22 protein-coding genes and 1 tRNA gene are annotated in these 23,354 nt (G+C 67.7%); 15 read left to right on the top strand and 8 right to left on the bottom strand.

All coding sequences use genetic code 11. The annotated features are described in order from the left end of the window. Nucleotides 1-340 precede the first annotated feature (340 nt). Nucleotides 341-1,234 carry a LysR family transcriptional regulator gene (locus tag ACTVZP_RS07285; RefSeq protein WP_443211479.1) on the bottom strand — a complete coding sequence of 298 codons (894 nt, stop codon included), beginning with the start codon at nt 1,232-1,234 and terminating at the stop codon, nt 341-343. Between the two features lie 158 nt (nt 1,235-1,392). On the opposite strand from ACTVZP_RS07285, the gene ACTVZP_RS07280 reads away from it, so the two are divergent. The 12 genes from ACTVZP_RS07280 to ACTVZP_RS07225 all read left to right on the top strand — a co-directional run bounded on the left by ACTVZP_RS07280 (nt 1,393) and on the right by ACTVZP_RS07225 (nt 14,713). Beyond that, nucleotides 1,393-4,779, top strand: a complete 3,387-nt coding sequence (locus tag ACTVZP_RS07280) for an indolepyruvate ferredoxin oxidoreductase family protein (RefSeq protein ID WP_443211478.1) — start codon at nt 1,393-1,395, stop codon at nt 4,777-4,779. A gap of 146 nt (nt 4,780-4,925) precedes the next feature. Beyond that, a complete protein-coding gene (locus tag ACTVZP_RS07275; protein WP_443211477.1) occupies nt 4,926-5,738 on the top strand; it encodes a glutamate racemase in 813 nt (270 codons plus the stop codon). Nucleotides 5,739-5,762: 24 nt separating this feature from the next. Continuing rightward, on the top strand, nt 5,763-6,791 hold the full coding sequence (gene argC, locus ACTVZP_RS07270) for an N-acetyl-gamma-glutamyl-phosphate reductase (protein WP_443211476.1): 1,029 nt from the start codon (nt 5,763-5,765) through the stop codon (nt 6,789-6,791). A gap of 22 nt (nt 6,792-6,813) precedes the next feature. Further along, nucleotides 6,814-7,269 (top strand): cytochrome c maturation protein CcmE, encoded by a 456-nt coding sequence (ccmE, locus tag ACTVZP_RS07265; RefSeq protein ID WP_443211475.1) that lies wholly within the window; start codon nt 6,814-6,816, stop codon nt 7,267-7,269. Nucleotides 7,270-7,521: 252 nt separating this feature from the next. Next, nucleotides 7,522-8,133, top strand: a complete 612-nt coding sequence (locus tag ACTVZP_RS07260; RefSeq protein WP_443211474.1) for a holin-associated N-acetylmuramidase — start codon at nt 7,522-7,524, stop codon at nt 8,131-8,133. Continuing rightward, a complete protein-coding gene (locus ACTVZP_RS07255; RefSeq protein WP_443211473.1) occupies nt 8,124-8,615 on the top strand; it encodes a holin family protein in 492 nt (163 codons plus the stop codon). The genes ACTVZP_RS07260 and ACTVZP_RS07255 overlap by 10 nt, the downstream gene beginning before the upstream one ends. A gap of 74 nt (nt 8,616-8,689) precedes the next feature. Beyond that, nucleotides 8,690-10,432, top strand: a complete 1,743-nt coding sequence (gene argS / locus ACTVZP_RS07250) for an arginine--tRNA ligase (protein WP_443211472.1) — start codon at nt 8,690-8,692, stop codon at nt 10,430-10,432. 70 nt (nt 10,433-10,502) lie between these two features. Further along, nucleotides 10,503-11,495 carry an SPOR domain-containing protein gene (locus ACTVZP_RS07245; RefSeq protein WP_443211471.1) on the top strand — a complete coding sequence of 331 codons (993 nt, stop codon included), beginning with the start codon at nt 10,503-10,505 and terminating at the stop codon, nt 11,493-11,495. Continuing rightward, nucleotides 11,492-12,505: a beta-N-acetylhexosaminidase gene (nagZ, locus tag ACTVZP_RS07240; RefSeq protein ID WP_443211470.1), complete on the top strand. Its 1,014-nt coding sequence runs from the start codon at nt 11,492-11,494 to the stop codon at nt 12,503-12,505. Before ACTVZP_RS07245 ends, nagZ begins: the two co-directional genes overlap by 4 nt. Further along, nucleotides 12,498-13,286 carry a segregation and condensation protein A gene (locus ACTVZP_RS07235; RefSeq protein WP_443211469.1) on the top strand — a complete coding sequence of 263 codons (789 nt, stop codon included), beginning with the start codon at nt 12,498-12,500 and terminating at the stop codon, nt 13,284-13,286. Before nagZ ends, ACTVZP_RS07235 begins: the two co-directional genes overlap by 8 nt. Beyond that, entirely contained in the window at nt 13,283-13,918 is a 636-nt protein-coding gene (gene scpB / locus ACTVZP_RS07230; RefSeq protein ID WP_443211468.1) for an SMC-Scp complex subunit ScpB, read from the top strand. Before ACTVZP_RS07235 ends, scpB begins: the two co-directional genes overlap by 4 nt. A 354-nt stretch (nt 13,919-14,272) precedes the next feature. After that, complete coding sequence (locus ACTVZP_RS07225; protein WP_443211467.1) at nt 14,273-14,713, top strand: chlorhexidine efflux transporter; 441 nt, start codon at nt 14,273-14,275, stop codon at nt 14,711-14,713. Nucleotides 14,714-14,717: 4 nt separating this feature from the next. Here ACTVZP_RS07225 and ACTVZP_RS07220 read toward each other — a convergent pair whose 3' ends face one another. After that, nucleotides 14,718-15,410 carry a DUF1045 domain-containing protein gene (locus tag ACTVZP_RS07220; protein ID WP_443211466.1) on the bottom strand — a complete coding sequence of 231 codons (693 nt, stop codon included), beginning with the start codon at nt 15,408-15,410 and terminating at the stop codon, nt 14,718-14,720. Nucleotides 15,411-15,552: 142 nt separating this feature from the next. Beyond that, the gene (locus ACTVZP_RS07215) at nt 15,553-16,017 is read right to left on the bottom strand and encodes a disulfide bond formation protein B (RefSeq protein ID WP_443211465.1); all 465 of its coding nucleotides are present in this window, start codon (nt 16,015-16,017) and stop codon (nt 15,553-15,555) included. 127 nt (nt 16,018-16,144) lie between these two features. Here ACTVZP_RS07215 and ypfJ point away from each other — a divergent pair, with 127 nt between their 5' ends. From ypfJ to ACTVZP_RS07200, 3 genes are all read left to right on the top strand, one after another. Next, nucleotides 16,145-16,984 carry a KPN_02809 family neutral zinc metallopeptidase gene (ypfJ, locus tag ACTVZP_RS07210; protein ID WP_443211464.1) on the top strand — a complete coding sequence of 280 codons (840 nt, stop codon included), beginning with the start codon at nt 16,145-16,147 and terminating at the stop codon, nt 16,982-16,984. 106 nt (nt 16,985-17,090) lie between these two features. After that, nucleotides 17,091-17,174, top strand: a tRNA-Leu gene (locus ACTVZP_RS07205). A gap of 814 nt (nt 17,175-17,988) precedes the next feature. Next, a complete protein-coding gene (locus ACTVZP_RS07200; protein ID WP_443211463.1) occupies nt 17,989-18,618 on the top strand; it encodes a Hint domain-containing protein in 630 nt (209 codons plus the stop codon). Nucleotides 18,619-18,769: 151 nt separating this feature from the next. Here ACTVZP_RS07200 and ACTVZP_RS07195 read toward each other — a convergent pair whose 3' ends face one another. The 5 genes from ACTVZP_RS07195 to ACTVZP_RS07175 form a co-directional block, all read right to left on the bottom strand. After that, nucleotides 18,770-19,372, bottom strand: a complete 603-nt coding sequence (locus ACTVZP_RS07195) for a nucleotidyltransferase family protein (protein WP_443211462.1) — start codon at nt 19,370-19,372, stop codon at nt 18,770-18,772. 1 nt (nt 19,373) lies between these two features. Further along, nucleotides 19,374-20,669 carry a branched-chain amino acid ABC transporter permease gene (locus ACTVZP_RS07190; protein ID WP_443211461.1) on the bottom strand — a complete coding sequence of 432 codons (1,296 nt, stop codon included), beginning with the start codon at nt 20,667-20,669 and terminating at the stop codon, nt 19,374-19,376. After that, on the bottom strand, nt 20,666-21,676 hold the full coding sequence (locus tag ACTVZP_RS07185; protein WP_443211460.1) for a branched-chain amino acid ABC transporter permease: 1,011 nt from the start codon (nt 21,674-21,676) through the stop codon (nt 20,666-20,668). Before ACTVZP_RS07185 ends, ACTVZP_RS07190 begins: the two co-directional genes overlap by 4 nt. A gap of 3 nt (nt 21,677-21,679) precedes the next feature. Beyond that, on the bottom strand, nt 21,680-22,390 hold the full coding sequence (locus ACTVZP_RS07180; RefSeq protein ID WP_443211459.1) for an ABC transporter ATP-binding protein: 711 nt from the start codon (nt 22,388-22,390) through the stop codon (nt 21,680-21,682). A 92-nt stretch (nt 22,391-22,482) separates the two neighbouring features. Then, on the bottom strand, nt 22,483-23,265 hold the full coding sequence (locus ACTVZP_RS07175; protein ID WP_443211458.1) for an ABC transporter ATP-binding protein: 783 nt from the start codon (nt 23,263-23,265) through the stop codon (nt 22,483-22,485). Nucleotides 23,266-23,354: the final 89 nt, after the last annotated feature.

The following is a 23,354-nucleotide window of genomic DNA, read 5'->3' as shown; positions in this document are numbered from 1 at the left end:
GATGCCATGGGCGCCCGAAATGCGGGCAGGCCGCCGAATTTCCGCACGCTCCACAGGCAGCCGCGGAAAACCTGACCGGAAAGAAAAAAAAGGCCGAGCAGAAGCTCGGCCCAAGTCCAACAGGGAGGTATGAAGCGGACAAGAGAAACCTCTCGATCACCCGCTTCGAGAGGCGATTTAGGCCCGCGACTCTCCGCGATCAAGCGTCATGATGCTGCAAGAGCAGCATGGCCGCCATGCGGTGTGCGCATACCTGACCCTCGGACCTATGTTTTCCCTTATGCACCATTGGCTTAGCCGGCGGCGGCCGTCCGCGTCAGGCTGGTGCGCGCTATCATACTTAGGTCTGCTGCTGCTTCCGGTAGAGCGAGATCTCTTCCATGACGAACTCGCGGAAGGCCGAGACACGCTTCGAATGGCGCAATTCCTCGGGGTAGGCGAGGAAGACGGGCACATCCGTCGACTCGACTTCGGGCAGCACGCGGACGAGCTGGGGGAAGGCCACCGCCAGGTAATCCGGCATGACGCCCACACCCAGATTGTTCAGCACCGCCTGCAGGACGCCGAAGTAGTTGTTGACCGTGAGCGTGGACGGAATGTCGTGCGACATGAGTTCCTGCACGAGGGCCGCGCCCGCGGCCACCTGCGGGGCGCCTGGAAGCTGGCAGATCAGCCTGTGCTGCGCGAAATCGTCCATCTTCTCGGGCATGCCGTGTTCGGCGACATATTCCGGCGACGCATAGAGGCGCATCCGGATCGACATCAGCCGCTTGCGGATCAGGTCGGCCTGGCTCGGCTCCTTCATGCGGATGGCGACGTCCGCCTCGCGCATGGGCAGGTCGAGCACCCGCTCCTCGAGCATCAGGTCGATCTTGAGGGCGGGATATTTCTTGTAGAGCCCGACCAGCCGTGGCGCGAGCCAGAGCGTCCCGAAGCCGGTGGTCGTTGTCACGCGCAACTCGCCGAAGACCTCGTCCTCGCTGTCGCGGATGCGTGCCGCTGCCGCCTCCAGCCGCTTGACCATCTGGCTGGTCGCATCAAAGAGCAGTTCGCCCTGTTCGGTGAGAATCAGTCCCCGTGCGTGGCGATGGAAAAGGGTGACGTTCAGGCTCTCTTCCAGTGCCCGGATCTGCCGGCTGACCGCCGATTGCGAAAGGTGCAGCGTGTCGCCGGCATGGGTCAGGCTGCCCGCGTCGGCCACCGCGTGGAAGATTCTGAGCTTGTCCCAGTCCATGTCGCAACACTCCCGCCGCGGGAGGCGGCTTCTGCGCAACGATCCCTAGCGGATTGCATAACTGCGTTGCAATGGAAACATGGCTCGGAAAGCGCTTTGTAGGTCAGCTTATTTGACCTAATATGGAGTCATGTTCAAAGGCACTGGGAGGAGGACCTATGAGCAGGCAGGATGTGAAGCTTTCCGACCGCTTCGACCTCGGCAAGTCGCCGGTGCTTCTGAACGGCACGCAGGCGATGGTGCGGCTGATGCTGATGCAGAAGGCGCGTGATCGGGAGGCCGGGCTGAATACCGCGGGCTATGTCACGGGCTACCGCGGGTCGCCGCTGGGCGCGGTGGACCTGACGATGACCCGCGCCGAGAAGGACCTCCGCGCCGCGGACGTGCTGTTCCAGCCCGGGCTGAACGAGGATCTTGCGGCGACGGCGATCTGGGGCACGCAGCAGGCGGAGCTTCGGGGAGAGGGGCGCTACGATGGCGTCTTTGCCCTCTGGTACGGCAAGGGGCCGGGGGTGGACCGGACGGGCGACGTGATGCGCCACGCCAACATGGCCGGGACCTCGCCGCATGGCGGCGTGCTCATGGCGATGGGCGACGACCACACCGGCGAAAGCTCGACCACACTCCACCAGTCCGACTGGGCGCTGGTCGATGCCTATGTGCCTGTGCTGTCGCCCGCCGGCGTGCAGGAGATCCTCGACTACGGGCTCTACGGCTGGGCGCTGTCGCGTTTCGCGGGCGTCTGGGTCGGGCTCAAGACCATGAAGGACACGGTCGAGGCCACGGCGGTCGTCGACGGCCGCCCCGAGCGGATGCAGTTCGTCCTTCCGGAGTTCCGGATGCCCGAGGGCGGGCTCAACATCCGGCTCGTCGATACGCCGGTCGCGCAGGAAGCGCGGATGATCGACCACAAGCGTTTCGCGGCCGAGGCCTTCAGCCATGCAAACCGCATGGACCGGCGCGTCTGGGGCAAGCCCGGCGCCAGGATCGGCTTCGTCTCGGCGGGCAAGAGCTGGCTCGACCTTGTCCATGCGCTGTCTCTGCTGGGCATCGGCGAGGCGGAAGCCGAGCGGCTGGGTCTCACCACCTACAAGGTGGGGCAGGTCTGGCCGATGGACTTCCGCGGCTTCCAGGAGTGGGCCGAGGGGCTCGAACTCATCGTCTGCGTCGAGGAGAAGCGCAAGCTGATCGAGGTGCAGGCCAAGGAGGCGATCTTCAACGACCGCCGCGGCCGGCGCATCTATGGCTGGCAGAACGACCGCGGAGAGGAGCTGTTCCCGACGAGGTTCGCGCTCGATCCGATTGGAATCGCGGAAAAGATCGGAAACATCCTGATCGAGGAGGGCAGGGGCACCGACCGGGTGAAGGCGGGGCTCGCGCAGCTTGCCGAGGCGCGACGGGCCGACAATGCGCAGGATCTCGCGGCCCGGCTTCCCTATTTCTGCTCGGGCTGCCCGCACAACAGCTCGACCCGCCTGCCCGAGGGCAGCCGCGCCTATGCCGGGATCGGCTGCCACTACATGGTGCAGTGGATGGACCGCGACACGGTGGGCTTCACCCAGATGGGCGGCGAGGGCGCGAACTGGATCGGGGAAGCTCCGTTCTCCAAACGGCCGCACGTGTTCCAGAATCTGGGAGACGGGACCTACAACCACTCGGGCGTTCAGGCGATCCGGGCGGCGCTCGCCGCGGGCACGACGATTACCTACAAGATTCTCTTCAACGATGCCGTGGCCATGACCGGCGGGCAGACGAACGAGGGCGGCCTCAGCGCCGACCGCATCGTGCGCGAGATCCAGGCGATGGGCGTGAAGCGCATCGCGGTCGTCCATGACGCGAAGGAGGAGGTGGACCTTTCGCGCTTCCCCTCGGGCATCGAGATCCACGAGCGCGCCGAGATGATGGCCGTCCAGAGGGAGTTCGCCAAGGTCGAAGGCGTTTCGGCCATCGTCTATATCCAGACCTGCGCGGCCGAGAAGCGGCGGCGGCGCAAGCGCGGCACCTTCCCTGACATCGACAAGCGGGTCTTCATCAACACCGAGGTCTGCGAGGGCTGCGGCGACTGCGGCGTGCAGTCGAACTGCGTCTCGATCGTGCCGGTCGAGACCGAGCTCGGCCGCAAGCGCGCCATCGACCAGTCCTCCTGCAACAAGGACTTCTCCTGCCTCGAGGGCTTCTGTCCCTCCTTCGTGACGCTCGAGGGGGCGAAGCCGAAGAAGGCCGCGACCGCCGAGATCGAGATCCCCGACCTGCCGGACCCCGAACTGCCCGCGATCCGCGGGACCTACAACCTGCTCGTCACCGGCGTCGGCGGCACGGGCGTGGTGACGGTGGGGGCGATCCTGTCGATGGCGGCGCATGTCGACGGCCGCGGCGCGGCCATGATGGAGATGGCGGGCCTGGCGCAGAAGGGCGGCGCGGTGCAGATCCATTGCCGCATCGCCGAGCGGCCCTCTGACATCAGCGCGATCCGGGTGGCCGTGGGCGAGGCCGACGGCGTGATCGGCGGCGACCTCGTGGTGACGGCGGGGGCCAAGACTCTGGGCCTCATGTCCCAGGGACGGACGGGCGCGGTGGTGAACAGCCACGACATCGTGACGGGAGAGTTCACCCGGAACACGGATTTCCGTGTGCCTTCTGATAGGTTGCAGGTTTCTCTTCAGGCGCGGCTTCAGGATCGGGTGACGTTTCTCGATGCGACGGAGCTCGCCCGCGTTCTGATGGGCGACTCGATCTATTCCAACATGATGGTCTTCGGCGCGGCCTGGCAGCGGGGCCTGATCCCGCTCTCGGCCGAGGCGATCCAGCGCGCCATCGAGTTGAACGGAGCGGCCGTGGCGCAGAACGCCCGCGCCTTCGCGCTTGGCCGCTGGGCGGTGCTTCACCCCGCCGAGGCGGGCCGCATCCTGCAGCCCGAACCGCCGGTGCCGGTCGATCCGGTGAACTTCCGCGCCGAGCGGCTGGTGGGCTACCAGTCGCAAAGGCTCGCGCGGCGCTTCCGCGCCCTCGTCGACAGCGCCCCGCCCGAGATCCGCGAGGACGTGGCGCGCGGCTACTACCAGCTTCTCGCCTACAAGGACGAATACGAGGTCGCGCGGCTGCATCTCGACACGATGGCGCGCGCGAAGGCCGAGTTCGACGGCGACTTCCGTCCGACCTTCCACCTCGCGCCGCCGTTCCTCGCCGGCAAGGGAGAGGAGCGGCCGAAGAAGCGCGCCTTCGGCCCATGGATGCTGCCGGCCTTTCGCGTGCTTGCGGCGCTGAAACTCCTGCGCGGCACGCCGCTCGACCCGTTCGGGCGCAATCCCGAGCGGCGGCTCGAACGGCGCCTGATCGCAGAGTTCGAGGCCGACATGGCCGGGATCCTGCCGAAGCTCCGCCCCGAGACGATGGAGCTGGGCCGGGAACTGGCGCGGCTGCCGCTTACCATCCGGGGCTACGGGCCGGTGAAGGAGGCGAATGCCGCGAAGGCCGCTGTCCGGCGCGAGGAGCTGCTGGCCGCGATCCGTACGGGCGGCGCGCCGGTGCCGATGGCGGCGGAATAGGCTCGGGCCGCCCCCGCCCGACACTTGGCGGGGGCGGCACACCCTTCCCGCGGAATAGCTTGCCCACGTCCACCAATGCGCTTCCGTCGGCGGCGGCATGATCCTATGTTGAGGGAACAGAAAAGTCCTGAGGGGCGGGGGCAGGCATGGCGGTTGGTGTGTTCGACTCGGGGCTCGGTGGCCTCACGGTTCTCGATGCGGTGCAGAGGCGGTTGCCCGACGTGCCCTTCGTCTATTTCGGAGACAATCTGCATGCGCCTTACGGCGTGCGCGATGCCGACGACATCTTCCACCTCACCTGCGCCGCGACCGAACGGCTCTGGGCCGAGGGCTGCGATCTGGTCATCCTCGCGTGCAACACCGCCTCGGCCGCGGCGCTCAAGCGGATGCAGGAAACCTGGATCCCCAAGGACAAGCGCGTGCTCGGGGTCTTCGTGCCGCTGATCGAGGCGCTGACCGAGCGGCAATGGGGCGACAACTCCCCGCCGCGCGAGGTGGCGGTGAAGCATGTGGCGCTGTTCGCCACTCCCGCGACCGTCGCGAGCCGGGCCTTCCAGCGCGAACTGGCTTTTCGGGCCATCGGCGTCGATGTCGAGGCGCAACCCTGCGGCGGCGTGGTGGATGCGATCGAGCAGGGCGACGAGATCCTTGCCGAGGCGCTGGTGCGCAGCCATGTCGAGGCGCTGAAGCGGCGGATGCCGCATCCGCAGGCGGCGATCCTCGGCTGCACCCATTATCCTCTGATGGAACCGATCTTTCAGGAAGCGCTGGGGCCTGAGGTCTCGGTCTACAGTCAGGCCAACCTTGTGGCCGAGAGCCTTGCGGATTATCTGGCGCGCAAGCCGGAGTTCGCGGGCGCGGGAACCGAGTCGAAGTTCCTGACCACGGGCGATCCGCGCTCGGTCTCGAACAAGGCGACGCAGTTCCTGCGCCGGCGCATCGCCTTCGAGGCGGCCTGACCGAAAGCAACGGAAAAGAGACACATGGTTCAGAACATCGCCATCCTCGGAGCTTCGGGCTACACGGGGGCAGAACTGGTTCGCCTGATCGCCACCCATCCGTCGATGCGCATCGTGGCGCTCTCGGGCGACCGCAAGGCGGGCATGGCGATGGCCGAGGTCTTTCCCTTCCTGCGTCACCTCGACCTGCCGCGCCTCCAGAAGATCGACGAGATCGATTTCTCAAGCGTTGACCTGGCTTTCTGCGCGCTTCCTCATGCCACGTCTCAGGCCGTGATCGCCGCGCTGCCGCGCGATCTGAAGATCGTGGACCTCTCTGCCGACTTCCGTCTGCGCGATCCCGCAGCCTATGAGACCTGGTATGGCAAGCCCCATTCCGCGCCCGAGCTGCAGAAGGAGGCGGTCTACGGCCTGACCGAGTTCTACCGCGAGGAGATCCGCGGCGCGCGGCTGGTGGCCGGCACCGGCTGCAATGCGGCGACGGGACAATATGCGATCCGGCCCCTGATCGAGGCAGGCGTGATCGACCTCGACGACATCCTGATCGACCTCAAGGCGGGGGTCTCGGGCGCGGGGCGCAGCCTCAAGGAGAACCTGCTCCATGCAGAGCTCTCCGAGGGGACGCATGCCTATTCTGCCGGAGGCAAGCATCGCCATCTCGGCGAGTTCGATCAGGAGTTCTCGCAGGTGGCAGGGCGGCCGGTGCGGGTGCAGTTCACCCCGCATCTGACGCCCATGAACCGCGGCATCCTCGCCAATGTCTACGTCAAGGGCGATCCGCAGGCGGTGCATCGGGCGCTCGCCGACCGCTATCTCACGGAAACGTTCCTTGAGGTGCTACCTTTTGGCGCGCTCCCCTCGACACGCGATATCCGCGGGTCCAACTACGTCCACATCGGCGTGATCGGGGACCGCATTCCCGGCCGCGCCATGGTGGTGGCGGTGCTGGACAACCTGTGCAAGGGCTCGTCGGGGCAGGCGATCCAGAATGCGAACCTGATGCTGGGGCTGGACGAGGCGGCGGGCCTCGGGCTCGCCCCGGTCTTCCCCTGAGCCGAGACGCCATGAGGGTGACATGAAGGGCCTGAAGAAGAAACGCCGCATCCAGATCATAACGCTGGCCTTCGTGGCGCTGGCGGGATCCACCGCGCTGATCGGCTACGCGATGCGCGACGGGATCAACTTCTTCCGCTCTCCCACGCAGGTGGTCGAGGCGCCGCCGCCCGAGACCGAGGTGTTCCGCATCGGCGGCCTCGTCGAGAAGGGCAGCCTTGTGCGGGGGCAGGGCGAGACCGTCACCTTCCGCGTCACCGACACCAATGCGACCGTCCCGGTCAGCTTCACCGGCGTCCTGCCCGACCTCTTCGCCGAGGATGCCGGCATGGTCGGCACCGGCCGCCTCGTCGGCGGAGTGTTCGAAGCCACCGAGATCCTTGCCAAGCATGACGAGACCTACATGCCGAAGGAAGTGGTCGACGCACTGAAGGAGCAGGGTGTGTACCAGGAGAGCAAGGACCAGCCTCAGGGCTGAGCTCTCCAGGCCCGTAAGTCCGCGGGGCTGAGGTCCCGAGGCGACAGGGATCCGGTCGGATATTCGTGGCTGCCTGCTCCGTCGTCCTATGACCGCCGGCAGGCCACGGAGGCCGCCATCAGCCTTTCATTCTCGCCCAAATATCCCGGGGGTGCGGGGGCAGCGCCCCCGCGCGGTTCCCTGCGGACGCCCGCTTAACGCGGACTTGAGCGGCATCCGCCAGCCTGTCCTCGGACAACCGACGGGGGACAGATGCATACCGTTCAGGACATCGCGAAAGAGATCGTCGCCCGCGAGGGCGGCTTCGTGGACGACCCGGACGACCCGGGTGGCGCCACGAACCACGGCGTGACCATCGCTACGCTGCGCAGGCTTGGCTTCGACACGACGGGTGACGGCCGGGTGGGGGTGGAGGATGTGCACGCCCTGACCCGCACGCAGGCCGAGACGATCTTCGTCGAGCATTACTTCCGCCGCCCGGGTTTGTCGAACCTTCCCGATCCGCTGCAGCCGGGCGTCTTCGACATGTATGTCAATTCCGGCTCGAACGCGGTGAAGATCCTCCAGAAGCTCCTGTCGGAGATGGGCTTTCCCTGCACCCCGGACGGGATCGTCGGGCCGCAGACCATCCGGCAGGCGCAGGCGGCCTTTGAGGCGGCGCCCGCTCATATGGCCGATGCCTATGCCATCGCGCGGCGCAACTGGTACTACGCCCTGGCCGACAAGCGCGCCTCCTCGCGGAAATATGCCCGGCGGAAGGATGGCGGGAAGGGCGGATGGATCCTGCGGGCCGAGGAATTCATGGCAGCACGATACCGCCTGACCGAGGCGCAGCATTGCGAAAGGACAGCCTCATGGGCCTGATGGGACGGATCATCGCCGGCAGCGACAGCATGGCGGGCCTGGGCGCGGTGGTGAAGGACGTGGCGGAGGTGTTCCGCCCGAATGCCACGCGCGAGCTTGAGCTCTCGGCCGAGGTGCAGGGCGAGGCGCTGCAGCAGTATTCCGAGGAATTCGCCAATTCCGGCAACGGGTGGTTCGACCGTTTCGTGAACGGCGTGAACCGGCTGCCGCGGCCGATGCTGGCTTTCGGCACTCTGGCGCTTTTCACCTTCGCCATGGTCGATCCCGAGAGTTTCGGGCGGCGGATGTCGGGCCTCGCGCTCGTGCCGGACCCGCTCTGGTGGCTGCTTGCCGCCATCGTCGGCTTCTACTTCGGCTCGCGCGAGGCGCATTACTTCCGCACCCGGAGCCCGGGCCATGGGGTGGCTGCGCCTGCGGCCCCCGCAGGCCGGCCGGACGAAGCGAATGCAGCGCTCGAGGACTGGCGCGACGAGCGCAGCTGACGGTCAGGGCGGGCGGCATTGACCTGTGCGCCCGCCTCTGGCAAAGCCGGGGCGAACATCAGGACAAGCCCCGAATGAACCTCTTCACCGAAATCCGCTCGCTCGTGACCGCCGAACTCGGCGCCATGATGGAGGCGGGCGCGCTGCCTGCCGGGCTCGACCTTTCCGCCGTCGCGGTTGAGCCGCCGCGCGATCCGGCGCACGGCGACATGGCGACCAATGCCGCCATGGTGCTGGCGAAGCCTTCCGGCAAGCCCCCCCGTGTCATCGCCGAGGCGCTGGCCGACCGGCTCGGGGCCGACCCGCGCATCTCCTCGGCGGAAGTGGCCGGGCCCGGCTTCCTGAACCTGCGGCTGCGGCCCGCGGTCTGGCAGGGGCTCGTCGCCGCGGTGCTGGCCGAGGGCGAGGCCTATGGCCGCTCGACGATCGGCGCCGGGCAGAAGGTGAACGTGGAATTCGTCTCGGCCAATCCCACGGGTCCGATGCATGTGGGCCATGTCCGTGGTGCGGTGGTGGGCGATGCGCTGGCGCGGCTTCTGGCCTATGCCGGCTGGGACGTGACGCGGGAATATTACATCAACGACGGCGGCGCGCAGGTCGATGTGCTGGCGCGGTCGGCCTATGAGCGCTACCGCGAGGCGCACGGGCTCGAGCCCGAGATCCGCGAGGGCCTCTATCCCGGCGACTACCTGATCCCCGTGGGCGAGGCGCTGAAGGAAAAATACGGCGACAGCCTGCTCGACAAGGGCGAGCAGTTTTGGCTCACGGACGTGCGCGAGTTTGCCACCGAGATGATGATGCAGATGATCCGCGAGGATCTGGCCGCGCTCGGTGTCGCGATGGATGTCTATTCCTCCGAGAAGGCGCTCTACGGAACCGGCAAGATCGAGGCCGCGCTCGACCGGCTGAAGGAGATGGACCTGATCTACGAGGGCGTGCTCGAGCCGCCGAAGGGCAAGACGCCCGAGGACTGGGAGCCGCGCGAGCAGACGCTCTTCCGCTCGACCGCGCATGGCGACGACGTGGACCGGCCGGTGAAGAAGTCGGACGGCAGCTGGACCTATTTCGCCCCCGACATCGCCTATCACTACGACAAGGTAACACGCGGGTTCGACCAGCTGATCGACATCTTCGGCGCCGACCACGGCGGCTATGTCAAGCGGATGAAGGCGGCTGTCGCGGCGCTCTCGGCGGGTCGCGTGCCGCTCGACATCAAGCTGATCCAGCTGGTGAAGCTCTGGAAGAACGGCGAGCCCTTCAAGATGTCGAAGCGCGCGGGCACCTATGTCACGCTGCGCGACGTGGTCGAGCAGGTGGGGGCGGACGTCACCCGCTTCGTGATGCTGACGCGGAAGAATGACGCGGCCCTCGACTTCGACTTCGACAAGGTGCTGGAGCAGTCGAAGGAGAACCCGGTCTTCTACGTCCAGTATGCCAATGCACGGATCAACTCGGTGATCAGGAAGGCGCGCGAGCAGGGGATGGACGTCTCCGACGCGAGCCTCGCGGGCGCCGACCTCGACCGGCTCGACCATCCGGCCGAGATCGCGCTGATCGCGCGGCTCGCCGAATGGCCGCGCCTCGTCGAGATCGCGGCCCGCACGAACGAGCCGCACCGGGTCGCCTTCTACCTCCACGAGCTCGCCTCGGACCTCCACGGGCTGTGGAACCGGGGCAATGACGAGCCCGGCCTGCGCTTCCTGCAGGACGATCCTGTGGTTTCCCGGGCAAAAATCGCACTCGCACGGGCCGTGGGCGTTGTGATTTGTGCCGGTTTGGGTATCTTGGGCGTCACTCCGGTCGAAGAAATGCGCTGAAAATATGCATCCGCCGGGGCGTAACAGGCAAGCAGCGCCGGGGCGTGCCCCTCGCGCAGTGGGGCAGAGCATGGCGGACGTGGATTTCGACGATTTCGGGGGCTACTACGCCCCTCAGCGGCCTGCGAAGGTCCAGCGCATGATCAACATCGCGGGCGGCGTGTCGTCGATCGCGCTGATCCTCGGACTTGCAATCTGGGGCTACAAGCTTGCTGTGCGCGACGTGAACGGCATTCCCGTCGTGCGCGCCATCGAGGGTCCGATGCGCATCGCCCCGGACAATCCTGGCGGTGAGATCGCGGCGCATCAGGGTCTGGCCGTCAATGACGTCGCCGCAGCCGGCACCGCCTCGCCACCGCCCGACAGGCTGGTGCTCGCACCGAAGCCGGTGGAACTTGCCCTCGAGGACGGGCCGGGTCTGGAAGGGGCCGGCGCCACGCCCGAGGCCGTGCCGGCCGCCACGCCACCGAACGCGGACGCCGACAGCCTCGCCATGACGACCGAGGAGCTGCCTGGCGCGGCGCCTTTCGAGGATGAGAGCCAGGCGAGCGCGCTCGACGAAGAGGAACTGCCCGCCGTGGACGCCGATGCGACGAAGCTCGCGCTGGCGGAGGCCATCGCCGGCACGGTCGAGCCCGAGGCGGTCGAGGAGGTCGAACCGATGGCGGAGCCCATCCCTCCGGGCGCGCTGAGGCGGTCGCCTGTGCCGCCTCCGCGGCCGGCAAGAGCCACGCGTGCGGCCGGTCCGGCCCCGGTCGCTGCCGCCGCAGCGACCGTCGCGGCGACCGAAGTCGATGCCGCGACGCTGCCCGCCGGCACGCGGCTCGTCCAGCTTGGTGCCTTCGACGATGCGGACTCGGCGCGGCGCGAGTGGGACAAGCTCGCATCGCGGTTCGGTGCGCTGATCTCCGAGAAGAGCCGCGTGGTCCAGACCGCACAGAGCGGCGGGCGCACCTTCTATCGGCTGCGCGCTTCCGGCTTTGCGGATGCAAGCGAGGCAAGGCGCTTCTGCTCTGCCCTGCTGGCCGAGGATACCGCCTGCATTCCGGTCGCGGTGAGATGAGCGGGGCCGGCCGGACGGCCGCCATCTTCGGCTGCTCCGGCCCGGCGCTCAGCGATGCAGAACGGCGCTTCTTCCGTGAGGCTGATCCCTTCGGCTTCATCCTCTTCGCGCGAAACATCGAGGATCCGTCGCAAGTCTCTGCTCTCACGCGTGAATTGCGGATGGCCATCGGTCGCGATGCGCCGATCTTCGTCGATCAGGAGGGCGGCCGCGTCCAGCGCCTCCGCGCGCCGCATTGGCGTGAGTGGATGCCGCCTCTCGACGCGGTGCGGAGGGCTGGACAGGCCGCCGAGCGGGTGCTCTGGATCCGGTACAGGCTGATCGCCGAGGAACTGCGCGCGATCGGGATCGACGGAAACTGCGCCCCCGTGGCCGACATCCTTACGTCCGAAACCCATTCCTTCCTCGCCAACCGCTGTCTGGGCGGTGAGGCCGGCCGCGTTTCCCGGCTGGCCCGCGCGGTAGCCGAGGCGCATCTGGCAAGCGGTGTCCTGCCGGTGATGAAGCACCTGCCGGGCCATGGCCGCGCCACGGGTGACACGCATCACGACCTGCCCACGGTCAGCGCCGACCGCGAGACGCTCGCAGCGACAGATTTCGCGGCCTTCCGCGCCCTGTCGGACCTGCCGCTCGCGATGACTGCCCATGTCGTCTTTTCGGCCTTCGACACCCGGCCCGCCACCTGCTCTCCGGCCATGATCCGCGTGATCCGCGACGAGATCGGCTTCGGGGGCCTCCTCATGACCGACGATCTGTCGATGCAGGCGCTTTCGGGTGATCTGGGCGAGCGGGCGGGTGCCGCCATCGCCGCGGGCTGCGATCTGGCGCTTCATTGCAATGGCGACATGCCCGAGATGGAGGCGGTGGCCGCCTCAGCGGGCGCGATGAGCGCCGCGGCGCGCGCGCGCGCCGAAGCGGCGCTGGCCCGCCGCCGAGACCCCGAGCCAGTTGACAGCCGGCAGCTCGAGGCCGAACATGCCGACCTTCTGGGCGGGCATGTGCATGGCTGACGGTTGGGAAGAGACCTCCGTCCTCAGCGTCGCTGACCGGCTCGCGGCCGAGGCGCTGATCGTCGATGTCGAGGGCTTCGAGGGGCCGCTCGACCTTCTGCTGATGCTTTCCCGGACGCAGAAGGTGGACCTTCGGCGGATCTCGGTGCAGAAGCTCGCCGAGCAGTATCTTCTTTTCGTCAATCACGCCAAGAAGTTGCGGATCGAGCTTGCAGCGGATTATCTGGTCATGGCCGCCTGGCTCGCCTACCTGAAGAGCCGCCTGCTGCTGCCACCCGACCCGACCGAGGAAGGCCCCTCGGCCGAGGAACTGGCCGCGCATCTGGCCTTTCAGCTCGAGCGGCTCGAGGCGATGCGCGACGCGGCCGCCCGTCTCATGGCGCGCGATCAGAAGGGGCGCGACTTCTTCGCGCGCGGCCTGCCCGAAGATGTGACGCGGCACCGCAAGGTGACCTACACGGCCACGCTGATCGACCTGATGCGCGCCTACGCCCGGATCCGCACCAAGGACGAGTTCCGGCCCTTCGTGATGGACCGTCACCATGTCTTCACCATGGAGCAGGCGCTCGACCGGATGCGGGGGATGCTGGGCTGGTTCGGCGACTGGGGTGAACTCACAAGCTACCTGCCCGAGGGCTGGGACGGCCATCCGATGCGCCGCCGCTCGGTGACGGCCGCCCATTTCGCGGCCGTGCTCGAGATGACGAAGCGCGGCCAGATCGAGCTTCGGCAGGGCGAGACCTTCGCGCCGATCCAGATCCGCCGCAGGGAGGGGCCATGAACGAGAGGCCAGAGAAGAGCCTGTTCGACGCGCCGGTGATGGCCGAGCAGGAACGGATGGTCGAGGCGATCCTGTTCGCCTCCGCCGATCCCGTCACGGTGGCCGAGCTGCAGGCCCGGATGCCGCATGGCTGCGACCCGGCCGAGGCGTTGATGCATCTGCGGAGCCGCTATGAGGGGCGCGGCGTGCATCTCGTGCGTGTGGGCGACGCCTGGACCTTCCGGACCGCGCCCGACCTTGGCTTCCTTATGCGCAAGGAGACGGTCGAGCAGAAGAAGCTCTCGCGGGCGGCGATCGAGACGCTGGCCATCGTGGCCTATCACCAGCCGGTCACCCGTGCCGAGATCGAGGAGATCCGCGGCGTGGCGGTGAGCCGGGGCACCATCGACCAGCTGATCGAGCTGGAATGGATCCGGTTCGGCCGCCGCCGCATGACGCCCGGGCGCCCGGTGACCTTCGTCGTGACCGAAACCTTTCTCGATCATTTCGGTCTCGAGTCGGCGCGCGACCTTCCGGGGATCAAGGAACTGCGCGCGGCGGGCCTGCTCGACAACCGCCCGCTGCCGGGCAGCACGAAAACACCGGACGAGGACGAGCCGGTGACGGGACAAAGCGAACTCTTCGAGGATTGAGCATGATCGCAAGCGGCTTCTTCAGCGCCTTGAGGCGCCTCTTCCGCAGTGGGCAGGGCCGGGAGGCGCCGTCGGCGAAGGCGCCCGCGCAGGTGGCCAAGCAGCCCGGACGTCCCGCGGCCAAGCTTGCGCGGAAGGCAGCGCAGCGCACCCGCCGCGCCGGCCGCTGACACGCGGGCCGCTGAAAAATTCCACTTGTCGGCATTCGGAGGCGCTGAAATCCGCCAGATGCGGATATCGGTCCTATCCATTTGCCGCCTCTCGTGTTACGAAGCGGTGCGGCCCCATTAGGGTTGTCAGGACGCTGTCAGTGTCCGTGTCCAAATTCTTTGCACGAGTAATTCGGAGTGCTTCATGACCTCGCGATCCCTGGCCGGGCGCCTGTTCCATACCGTCTTCTTTGAAACCGTGGCGCTGGCGCTGGCCGTGCCGCTCTATTGCGTTGCCTTCCAGACCTCGGCCCGGGCCGCCCTTGGCGTGCTTCTGGTTGTCTCGGCGGCGGCCTTCCTCTGGTCGGTGATGCACCGCGTCCTCTTCGACTGGTTCGACTGGCATCTCACGCGTCGGCCCGAGGCGCTGCGACCCTCCAGCACCGGCATCGTACGCAGCCTTTCCGGCAAGATGACGGCCCTCGCGCTGACCTTTCCGATGCTGATCTGGCTGGGCGGTCACGCGCCGCGCGCGGCGCTCCTGTCGGCCCTTGCGCTGTCGGCCCTGCATGTCTGCCTCGGCGCGATCTTCGGGCTGCTGCGTGACCGGCGCCGCCCGTCCGCCCGCCGCACGGCCATGTGCTGACCGGTCAGGAGGTGGCGATCGCCAGCCGCTCCAGCATGCGGAACCGACCGTCGGCAGCCTCGGCGAAGAGGCACAGGCTGCCGATGCGCAGCGGCTCGTCGAGGACCGGCTGAAGCAGCAGGTCGAGCACGGCCTCGACCTCGGCAAGTTCGGCCTCGGGCAGTTCGCCTGTCAGCGTCAGGTGGAAGCGGTAGTCCTCGAAGACATAGGGATAGCCCCAGTCCGACAGATGGCCGCGCTGGCGGGGCGACAGCCGCTCCGGTCGCCTCCGTGCGATCTCCGCCTCGCTCAGCGGTGCACGGAACCCGTCGAGGGCGCGCACCACTTCGCTGGCAAGCTCCGCCACCGCCGCCCCGTTCGCAGCTGGCACGAGCGCAAGGAAGCCGCCGATCCGCTCCAGTTTCAGGGCGGGCAGGGTGACCGGTGCGAGATAGGGACAGAGCGCCACGATCGCCGCATGGAGGTCGGTCACATCCACCCCCTCCGCCAGCCGGAACGGCGCCTTCAGCGTGCCGTGAAGGCCGTATTTGCGCGGCGCCTGCGTGATGAGGGCGACGTCGCGCGGCAGGCCCGCCACAGGCGGCTGCGGCACCGGCTCGCCCGTCTGCGGATCCCAGCCGAGCCATCCGCGGCCAAAGCGGGCGAGCGGGCCGTCCTCGGGCGTCCAGTAGATCGCGTATCGCGAGAAGCCTTCCATGCGTCGCCCCCTCCTCCGCCCCGTCTACCCACCATAGCGCGACGTCGCTGCGAAGGAAGAGGCTGGAATAACGGGGCCCGTCTGCCATACGGCTGAGGGCTTGCCGGCGCGGGCGACCTGCGCCCCTGCCGCGGTGGGCTGATCAAGCCCGCCGCGTCGCGGCCACGAGCCAGATCGCCGCAAGACCAGCCGAGAGGATGACGTTCCATCCGGCCATCGAGACGCCCAGCAATTGCCAGGCGATCTCGTCGCATCGCACCACCGGCCCGAGATCGACGGCCGGATTGAGAAGGTCGGACGCCGAGATGCCCTCGATGGAGCCGGTGGAGCAGGAGGCGAGGCCCGCCCACCACTTCTGCTCCACGCCGACGTGGAAGACCCCGATGCCTGCCGAGACGGCGGCTCCGGCCGCTCCGACGAGGGCGACGACCCGCGAGGGCCACATCAGAGCAACGGCCCCGGCGATGACGGCCACGAGATGAGGCCAGCGCTGCCAGATGCAGAGCGGGCAGGGCGGAAGTCCGGCGAAGAACTGGAAGCCGAGCGCGCCGAGAAGCAGGCCGGCTGACCCGGCCGCGGCCACCAGCATCAGGAACCTGCGTGTCATTGCTGCGCCTCCGGCATGATCTCGGGCGGGTTGCAGCATGCGGCGGGTCGGCGGTCAAGACGAAAGGGACTGGCGGGGCGGCAGGCGGGATCTACACTTGCGTGAAGAACCGGGCGGGAGGGCACCGATGGACTGGCGTGGACGGCGTGGAAGCCGGAACATCGAGGATCGGAGAGGCGCCCGCATAGGCAGTATCGGCGGCCTCGGTGGGGCAGGATTTCTTGCGGTCCTGCTGATCGGCTGGGTGCTCGGTGTCGACGTGACGCCGCTGCTCGAGGATGCGGCCGCGCCGCAGGCGTCGCAGGACCTGTCGGCCGAGGACGAGGCGGCCGCCGAATTCGTATCGGTGACGCTCGCCGATACCGAAGAGGTCTGGACGCAGGTCTTCGCCGAGCAGCTGGACGCCGCGTATCGGCCGCCGGTGCTCGTGCTCTTCTCGCAGGCCACGAACTCGCCCTGCGGCGGCGCGAGCGGGGCGACCGGGCCCTTCTACTGTCCGCTCGACCGCAAGGCATATCTCGACACCGCCTTCTTCGCCACGATGGAGCGTCAGCTGGGCGCGAGCGGCGATTTCGCGGCTGCCTATGTCGTCGCGCATGAGATCGGCCATCACGTCCAGAACGAGATGGGCATCCTCGAAGAGGCGAACGCCATCCGGGCGCGTGTCCCGGAAGCCGAAAGCAACGCGATTTCGGTCCGGATCGAGTTGCAGGCCGACTGCTTCTCCGGGATCTGGGCGCGGCATGCCGAGCAGCAGTTCGGCAGCCTGGAGCCCGGCGACGTCGAGGAGGCCATGAACGCGGCGCGCCAGATCGGCGACGATACGCTGCAGCGGAACGCGGGGCGGCGGCCGATGCCCCACACCTTCACCCACGGCACCTCCGAGCAGCGGATGCGATGGTTCGAGCGCGGATACGCCTCGGGCGAGATGGCGGAGTGCGACAGCTTCGGTGCCCAGCAGCTGTGAGGCGGCTGCGACAGTCCCTCGGGCCTCGAGGGGCACCGCGGCGGTGCCGACGTCCCGCCGTCCAGATTGACGCCCGACGGGCTGCAGGCTAAATCGTGCCTCGCGTGCGGTTGTGGCGGAATGGTAGACGCGGGGGTCTCAAACACCCTTTCCTCACGGAGTGTCGGTTCGAGTCCGACCAGCCGCACCAGATCCCGAGAAGTTTGCGGTCCTCCCTTTTGCGGCATCGGCCATAAAGGGTCAGCCCGCTGATCCGATACTGCTGCGCGGCCCACGCTAGCCGCGGCGTATCCCCTTGCGGTTTATGGCACGGGCCCCTCTATCCGAGGAACCGAACGGGAGGGACGGTCCGAGAGATCCCGTCGCCCGAGGTTTGCCAAGGGCCTTCTCCGCCCTCCTGCCGCGCACGTTCCGGCAGGCGTTGATTCGCGGCAAGCCGATGTTTTTTCTGCCCGAAGGGTGTCTGAGCGACCATCAGGAACCGCGCAGGGCGAGGTGAGCGATCTTTCAAGCCTCGGTTGTGCAAGCCCCTGCCGGATTCTGGAGGGCGACGCCGGAGCATCGCCTTGTCTCGGGTCAAGCGCCTTGCGCGCTTGGCCGTATCGCGTTTCGCGCGAGCTTTCACATCCAGTGCGCGATCCGCCGATTGTGCCATCGGCGGTTGTGCGACTGCAGCATGAAAACCATGAATCGGCTCTGCCGGGGACCGGCCCACGCCGGCCGTTTCCCGTTTTCTCTTTGTCCAACGCGCGGCAAAGGTTAGATTTTTCCTATCCCGCATTGGCGGGGCCGGGCCTTGCTGCGACGGATGCAGATCCTTCGGCCAAGGGTGCGGATCGGAATTTCAGACGCGGCTAGAGGCCGGATTAATTTGATCGTAACGCTTTTCATATTGCCTCTTGTCGTCTCCGGCTCGCCACGTCCGGAGCTGAAGCATCCCAATCCGCACCATCTGGCCGCCGCCAGGTCCGGATCTCGAGGAGCGGGCAGGCGGAGGGTGGATCATGTCTGAACTGATGCGCAGCCGAACCCGCGGGAACCTGGTCGTGGCCTGCTTCACGCCGGGCACCCTGATCGCCACGCCGCGCGGCGAAGTGGCGGTGGACGAGCTGGTGGTGGGCGACAAGGTCATCACGCGCGACAACGGGATCCAGCCGATCCGCTGGATCGCCGCCCGCAAGCTCGACCACGGGCTGATCGTGGCCCATCCGCATCTGAAGCCCGTGCTGATCGAGAAGGGCAGCCTTGGCCCGGACCTGCCCGACCGCGACATGATGGTCAGCCCGAACCATCGCATCCTCGTGACGCGCGACCGCACGCAGATTCATTTCGATGAGCTCGAGGCGCTGGTTGCCGCGAAGCACCTCGTCGGCCCGCGTGGCATCCGCGACCTTGAATCCGGGGGCGTCACCTATATCCACTTCATGTTCGACCGGCACGAGGTGGTTCTGGCGAACGGCGTCTGGACGGAGAGCTTCCAGCCGACGGAACGGCTGATCAACGGGATGGGCAATGCCCAGCGGAACGAGCTGCTCGAACTTTTCCCCAGCTTGCGCAGCAGAGACGGCGTGGCCGCCTATCAGGCCGCACGCCCGGTCGTGACCCCGAAAAAGGTGGACGTCCTCGTTCGCTGACAGGCAAGGCATCGGCACGGCATCCCCCCAAGGCAGGCCGATGCTGAAAGGGGCTCCTCCGGGAGCCCCTTTCTGATTTTCGCGTCGTGGACCGCTTGAAAGGCGCGCCCGTCCTGCTTGAGGGCAGCCGCCATTGCGCTCGCGTGCCTCGTCACAAATCGGAGGTCTGCCGCCAGCGCGCCCAGTCCTCGGGCGTGTCGAGATCGGTGATCGCGCGCTCTCCCGCGAGCGCGACGAGGCGAAGCCGCCCGGCCTCGGCGGCGAGGAGATCCCGCGCCCCGCGGTCACCCTGAAGTCGGGCGAGTTGCGGGCGAAGATCGGCCGGGAAGAGGATCGGGTGTCCGGGTCTCCCGTCCGCCGCCGTTGCGCGGAGGATGGCAGCCGGGTCCGCCCGGTGAAGGCCGGCGATGTGGGTCAGGTCGGCCGCCTCGATCTCCGGGAGGTCGGCGAGGAGGAGGATCACCGCCGCCTCTTCCGGCGCAGCGCGCAGGCCCTGCCGGATCGAGGCCGCCATTCCCTCTCCGGCATCCTCCACCACGGCCGGGGTCAGCGTGAGCCCCTCGAGCGCCGCCTGACGCGCGGGCGAATGGGGGGGCAGCGTCACCACCAGCGGGAGCCCTGCCTCGATCACCCGGCGCGCCTGACGCCGCAGAAGCGGCTCGCCCCCCACCGGCTCGAGCAGCTTGTCCGTCCCGCGCATCCGACTGGATGCCCCCGCCGCCAGCAGCAACACGACGGGGGCGGGCGCCGTCACCTCAGCGCCCGGGGATCAGTCCGCGCGGCGAGAAGCGCAGCACGAGAAGCAGGATCAGTCCCATGGTCAGCAGTCGCATGTGCGCCGCCGAATCCTGCAGATGCGCCTTGAGCCAGGATCCATCCGCCATGCCCGAGGTGATCGCCCCCATGAAGGCAAGGCCGATCGGCTCGACCATGACCCAGAGCCACCAGATCAGGAAGCCGCCCAGCACAGCGCCCCAGTTCGAGCCCGAGCCGCCCACGATCACCATCACCCAGACGAGGAAGGTGAAGCGCAGCGGGTTGTAGGTGCCCGGCGTGAGCTGGCTGTCGAGCGTCGTCATCATCGCGCCGGCCACGCCGATGACGGCCGCGCCCAGCACGAAGATCTGCAGGTGGCGCCGGGTGACATCCTTGCCCATGGCCTCGGCCGCCACCTCGTTGTCGCGGATCGCGCGCATCATCCGGCCCCAGGGCGATCTGAGCGCCAGTTCCGACAGCGTGACGATGATCGCCAGCACCGCCAGGAAGAGCGCTGCATAGCAGAGCTTCACCACGATGGCCGAGGCCGTCACGGGATCGTACCCCCAGCCCTGAGACCAGGCGACGAAACCCGCGCTCTGCTGGAGATCCACCTCGTAGGGAACCGGGCGGGGCAGCGAGATCATGTTCTTGACCCCGCGGGCGAGCCAGTCCTCGTTCTTCATCACCGCAATGATGATCTCGGCGATGCCGAGCGTCGCGATGGCGAGGTAGTCCGACCGCAGACCGAGCGCCGTCTTGCCGATGGCCCAGGCGGCAATGGCCGCGAGGAGCCCGCCTGCAGGCCAGGCCAGCAGCACCGGCAGACCGAGGCCGCCGATGTTGCCGTAGAGCGCCGGGTTGATCGCCTCGATGGCAGCAACGGCCGGGTCGAAGATGGCGCGATAGGCGAAGAAGCCGCCGATCAGCACCGCGAGCAGCGCCGCCGTCCGCGTCCAGCCCTTCGGCATCCGCCGCCAGACCGCCACGGCCCCGCCGATCGTGGCCGCGCCGAGCGCCAGCGCGGCAAGGACGCCCCAGCCGCCGGCAACGAAGGCCCCCGGCACCGGCTGCGCCGCCGTCACCACCACCGCAAGGCCGCCGAGCGCCACGAAGCCCATGACGCCCACGTTGAAGAGGCCCGCATAGCCCCATTGCATGTTCACGCCGAGCGCCATGATCGCCGAGATCAGCGCCATGTTCAGGATGCCGAGCGCCGAGTTCCAGCTCTGCAGGACGCCCGTCCCCACGAAGAGCAGCGCCACGAAGGCGAAGAGGAGGAGGGTGCGGTTCATACCGATTTCCCCTTGAAGAGCCCGGTGGGCATGAACAGCAGCACGATGATGAGGATCGCGAAGCTCACCGCGAACTTGTAGTCGGTGGACATGAGCTGCACGAGCCCGTCCGGCGCCAGCGCGTCAGGCAAGAGGTAGGTCGCGACCTTCTTCCAGGCATAGGTCACCGTCACTTCCGAGAAGGCGATGACGAAGCCGCCCGCGATGGCGCCGATCGGGCTGCCGAGCCCGCCCACGATGGCCGAGGCGAAGATCGGCAGCAGCAGCTGGAAGTAGGTGAAGGCCTTGAAGCTCTTGTCGAGCCCGTAGAGCACACCCGCCGTCGTGGCCAGTGCCGCGGCCAGGATCCAGGTCACGGCCACCACCCGCTCGGGGTTGATGCCCGAGAGCAGCGCCAGGTCCTCGTTGTCCGAAAAGGCGCGCATCGACTTGCCGGTGCGGGTGCGGTTCAGGAACCAGAAGAGCGCCGCCACCACGATCATCGCGGTCACCACCGTGATCGCCTGCGTGGTCTTGATGGCGAGCCCTTCCGAAAGCCCGGTCATCCTGCGGAAATCGCCCGCGGTGATCAGGAACCGCTCGCCGTCGGCGAAGCCGATCTCTTCCACGCCGATGATGAAGCGCACGATCCCGTTCATCACGAACATGACGCCCAGCGAGACGATGACGAGGATGGTCGGCGCCGCCTTCTGCCGCCGATAGAAGCGGTAGACCGCTCGGTCGGTCGCCAGCACCAGCGCCGCCGTCACCGCGATGCCCAGGGGCAGGGCGAGCAGCGCGGTGGGCAGCGGCCCCCCGGTCACCCCCGCCGCCTGCAGCCCCCAGGTGCCGAGGATCGTCACCATCGTGCCGAAGGCCATCGTGTCGCCATGGGCGAAGTTCGAGAACCGCAGGATCCCGTAGATCAGCGTGACGCCGAGCGCCCCCAGCGCCAGCTGCGCCCCGTAGGCGAGACCCGGCACGAAGACGAAATTGAGGAAGGCCACAAGGGCGTTCAGGATGTCCATCTCTCAACCCCCGAGGAAGGAACGGCGCACCTCGGGGTCGGCCATCAGCGCGGGCCCCGTGTCGGTGAAGCGGTTGGCGCCCTGCACGAGGACATAGCCCTTGTCGGCGATCATCAGCGCCTGCCGGGCATTCTGCTCGACCATCAGGATCGAGATGCCGGTGCGCGCCACCTCGATGATCCGGTCGAAAAGCTCGTCCATCACGATGGGCGAGACGCCCGCCGTCGGTTCGTCCAGCATCAGGACCTTCGGCTGGGTCATCAGCGCGCGGCCCACGGCCACCTGCTGGCGCTGCCCGCCCGAAAGCTCGCCCGCGGCCTGCCGGCGCTTGTCCTTCAGGATCGGGAACAGCTCGTAGACCTGCTCCATCGTGCCCCGGATGTCGTCACGCCGCAGGAAGGCGCCCATCTCGAGGTTCTCCTCCACCGTCATCGAGGTGAAGATGTTGTGGGTCTGGGGCACGAAGGCCATGCCCTTGGCCACGCGCGCCTGCGGCGTCAGGGCGGTGATGTCCTCGCCCTCCAGCTTCACATGGCCCGCGCGCAGCTTCAGCATCCCGAAGACAGCCTTCATGGCCGTCGACTTGCCCGCACCGTTCGGGCCCACGATCACCGCGATCTGGCCCTTCTCCACGGCCAGGGTGCAGCCGTGCAGGATGTCGGCGGCGCCATAGCCGCCCGTCATGCTCTCGCCGATGAGGAAGGGCTCAGCCACGGCGGCCTCCCGCAGGGACGTGCCCCTTCATTCTCGCCCAAATATCCCCGCCGGAGGCTTCCACGGCAGCCCCCCGCACGGCGCCGGAGGTCTCACGCATGACCCACCACCTTGTTCTTCAGCCCGGTGCCGAGATAGGCCTCGATCACCCGCTCGTCGTTCTTCACTTCCTCGACCGTGCCTTCCGCCAGCACCTTGCCCTCGGCCATGCAGATGACCGGGTTGCAGAGGCGGGCGATGAAATCCATGTCATGCTCGATCACGCAGAAGGTATAGCCGCGCTCTTCGTTCAGCCGCACGATGGCGTCGCCGATCGTGTTCAGGAGCGTCCGGTTCACGCCCGCGCCCACCTCGTCGAGAAAGACGATCTTGGCATCCACCATCATGGTGCGGCCGAGTTCCAGCAGCTTCTTCTGCCCGCCCGAGATGTTCGAGGCCTTCTCGTCGGCGAGATGCGAGATCGTCAGGAACTCTAGCACCTCGTCGGCCTTGTCGCGCAGCCGCCGCTCCTCGGCCGCGACCGCGCCGCGGCGGAACCACGCGTTCCAGAGCGTCTCTCCGGACTGGCGCGCCGGAACCATCATGAGATTCTCGCGCACGGTCATCGAGCCGAACTCGTGGGCGATCTGGAAGGTGCGCAGCAGCCCCTTGTGGAAAAGCTCGTGCGGCGGCAGGCCCGTGATCTCCTCGCCGTCCATGGTCACCCGGCCCGAGGTGGGCGGCAGCCGTCCGGCTATCACGTTGAACAGAGTGGTCTTTCCTGCGCCGTTCGGTCCGATGAGCCCGGTGATCGTGCGGGTGCCGATCTTCAGCGAGGCGCCATCGACGGCGCGAAAACCGCCGAAATGCCTGTGCAGGTTCTCGACTGCAATCATTGTTTCCCCTTCGCCCGCCGGTTCGCGCCCTCCCGCACGCCGCCGGGTCTTTCTCAATGGCAACGGCCCGGGGCTCCTGCGCCCCGGGC

This window comes from Rhodobacter sp. NSM, from assembly GCF_052244495.1.
Classification (GTDB): domain Bacteria; phylum Pseudomonadota; class Alphaproteobacteria; order Rhodobacterales; family Rhodobacteraceae; genus Cereibacter_A.
This window is presented reverse-complemented; position numbering and strand designations above follow the sequence as displayed.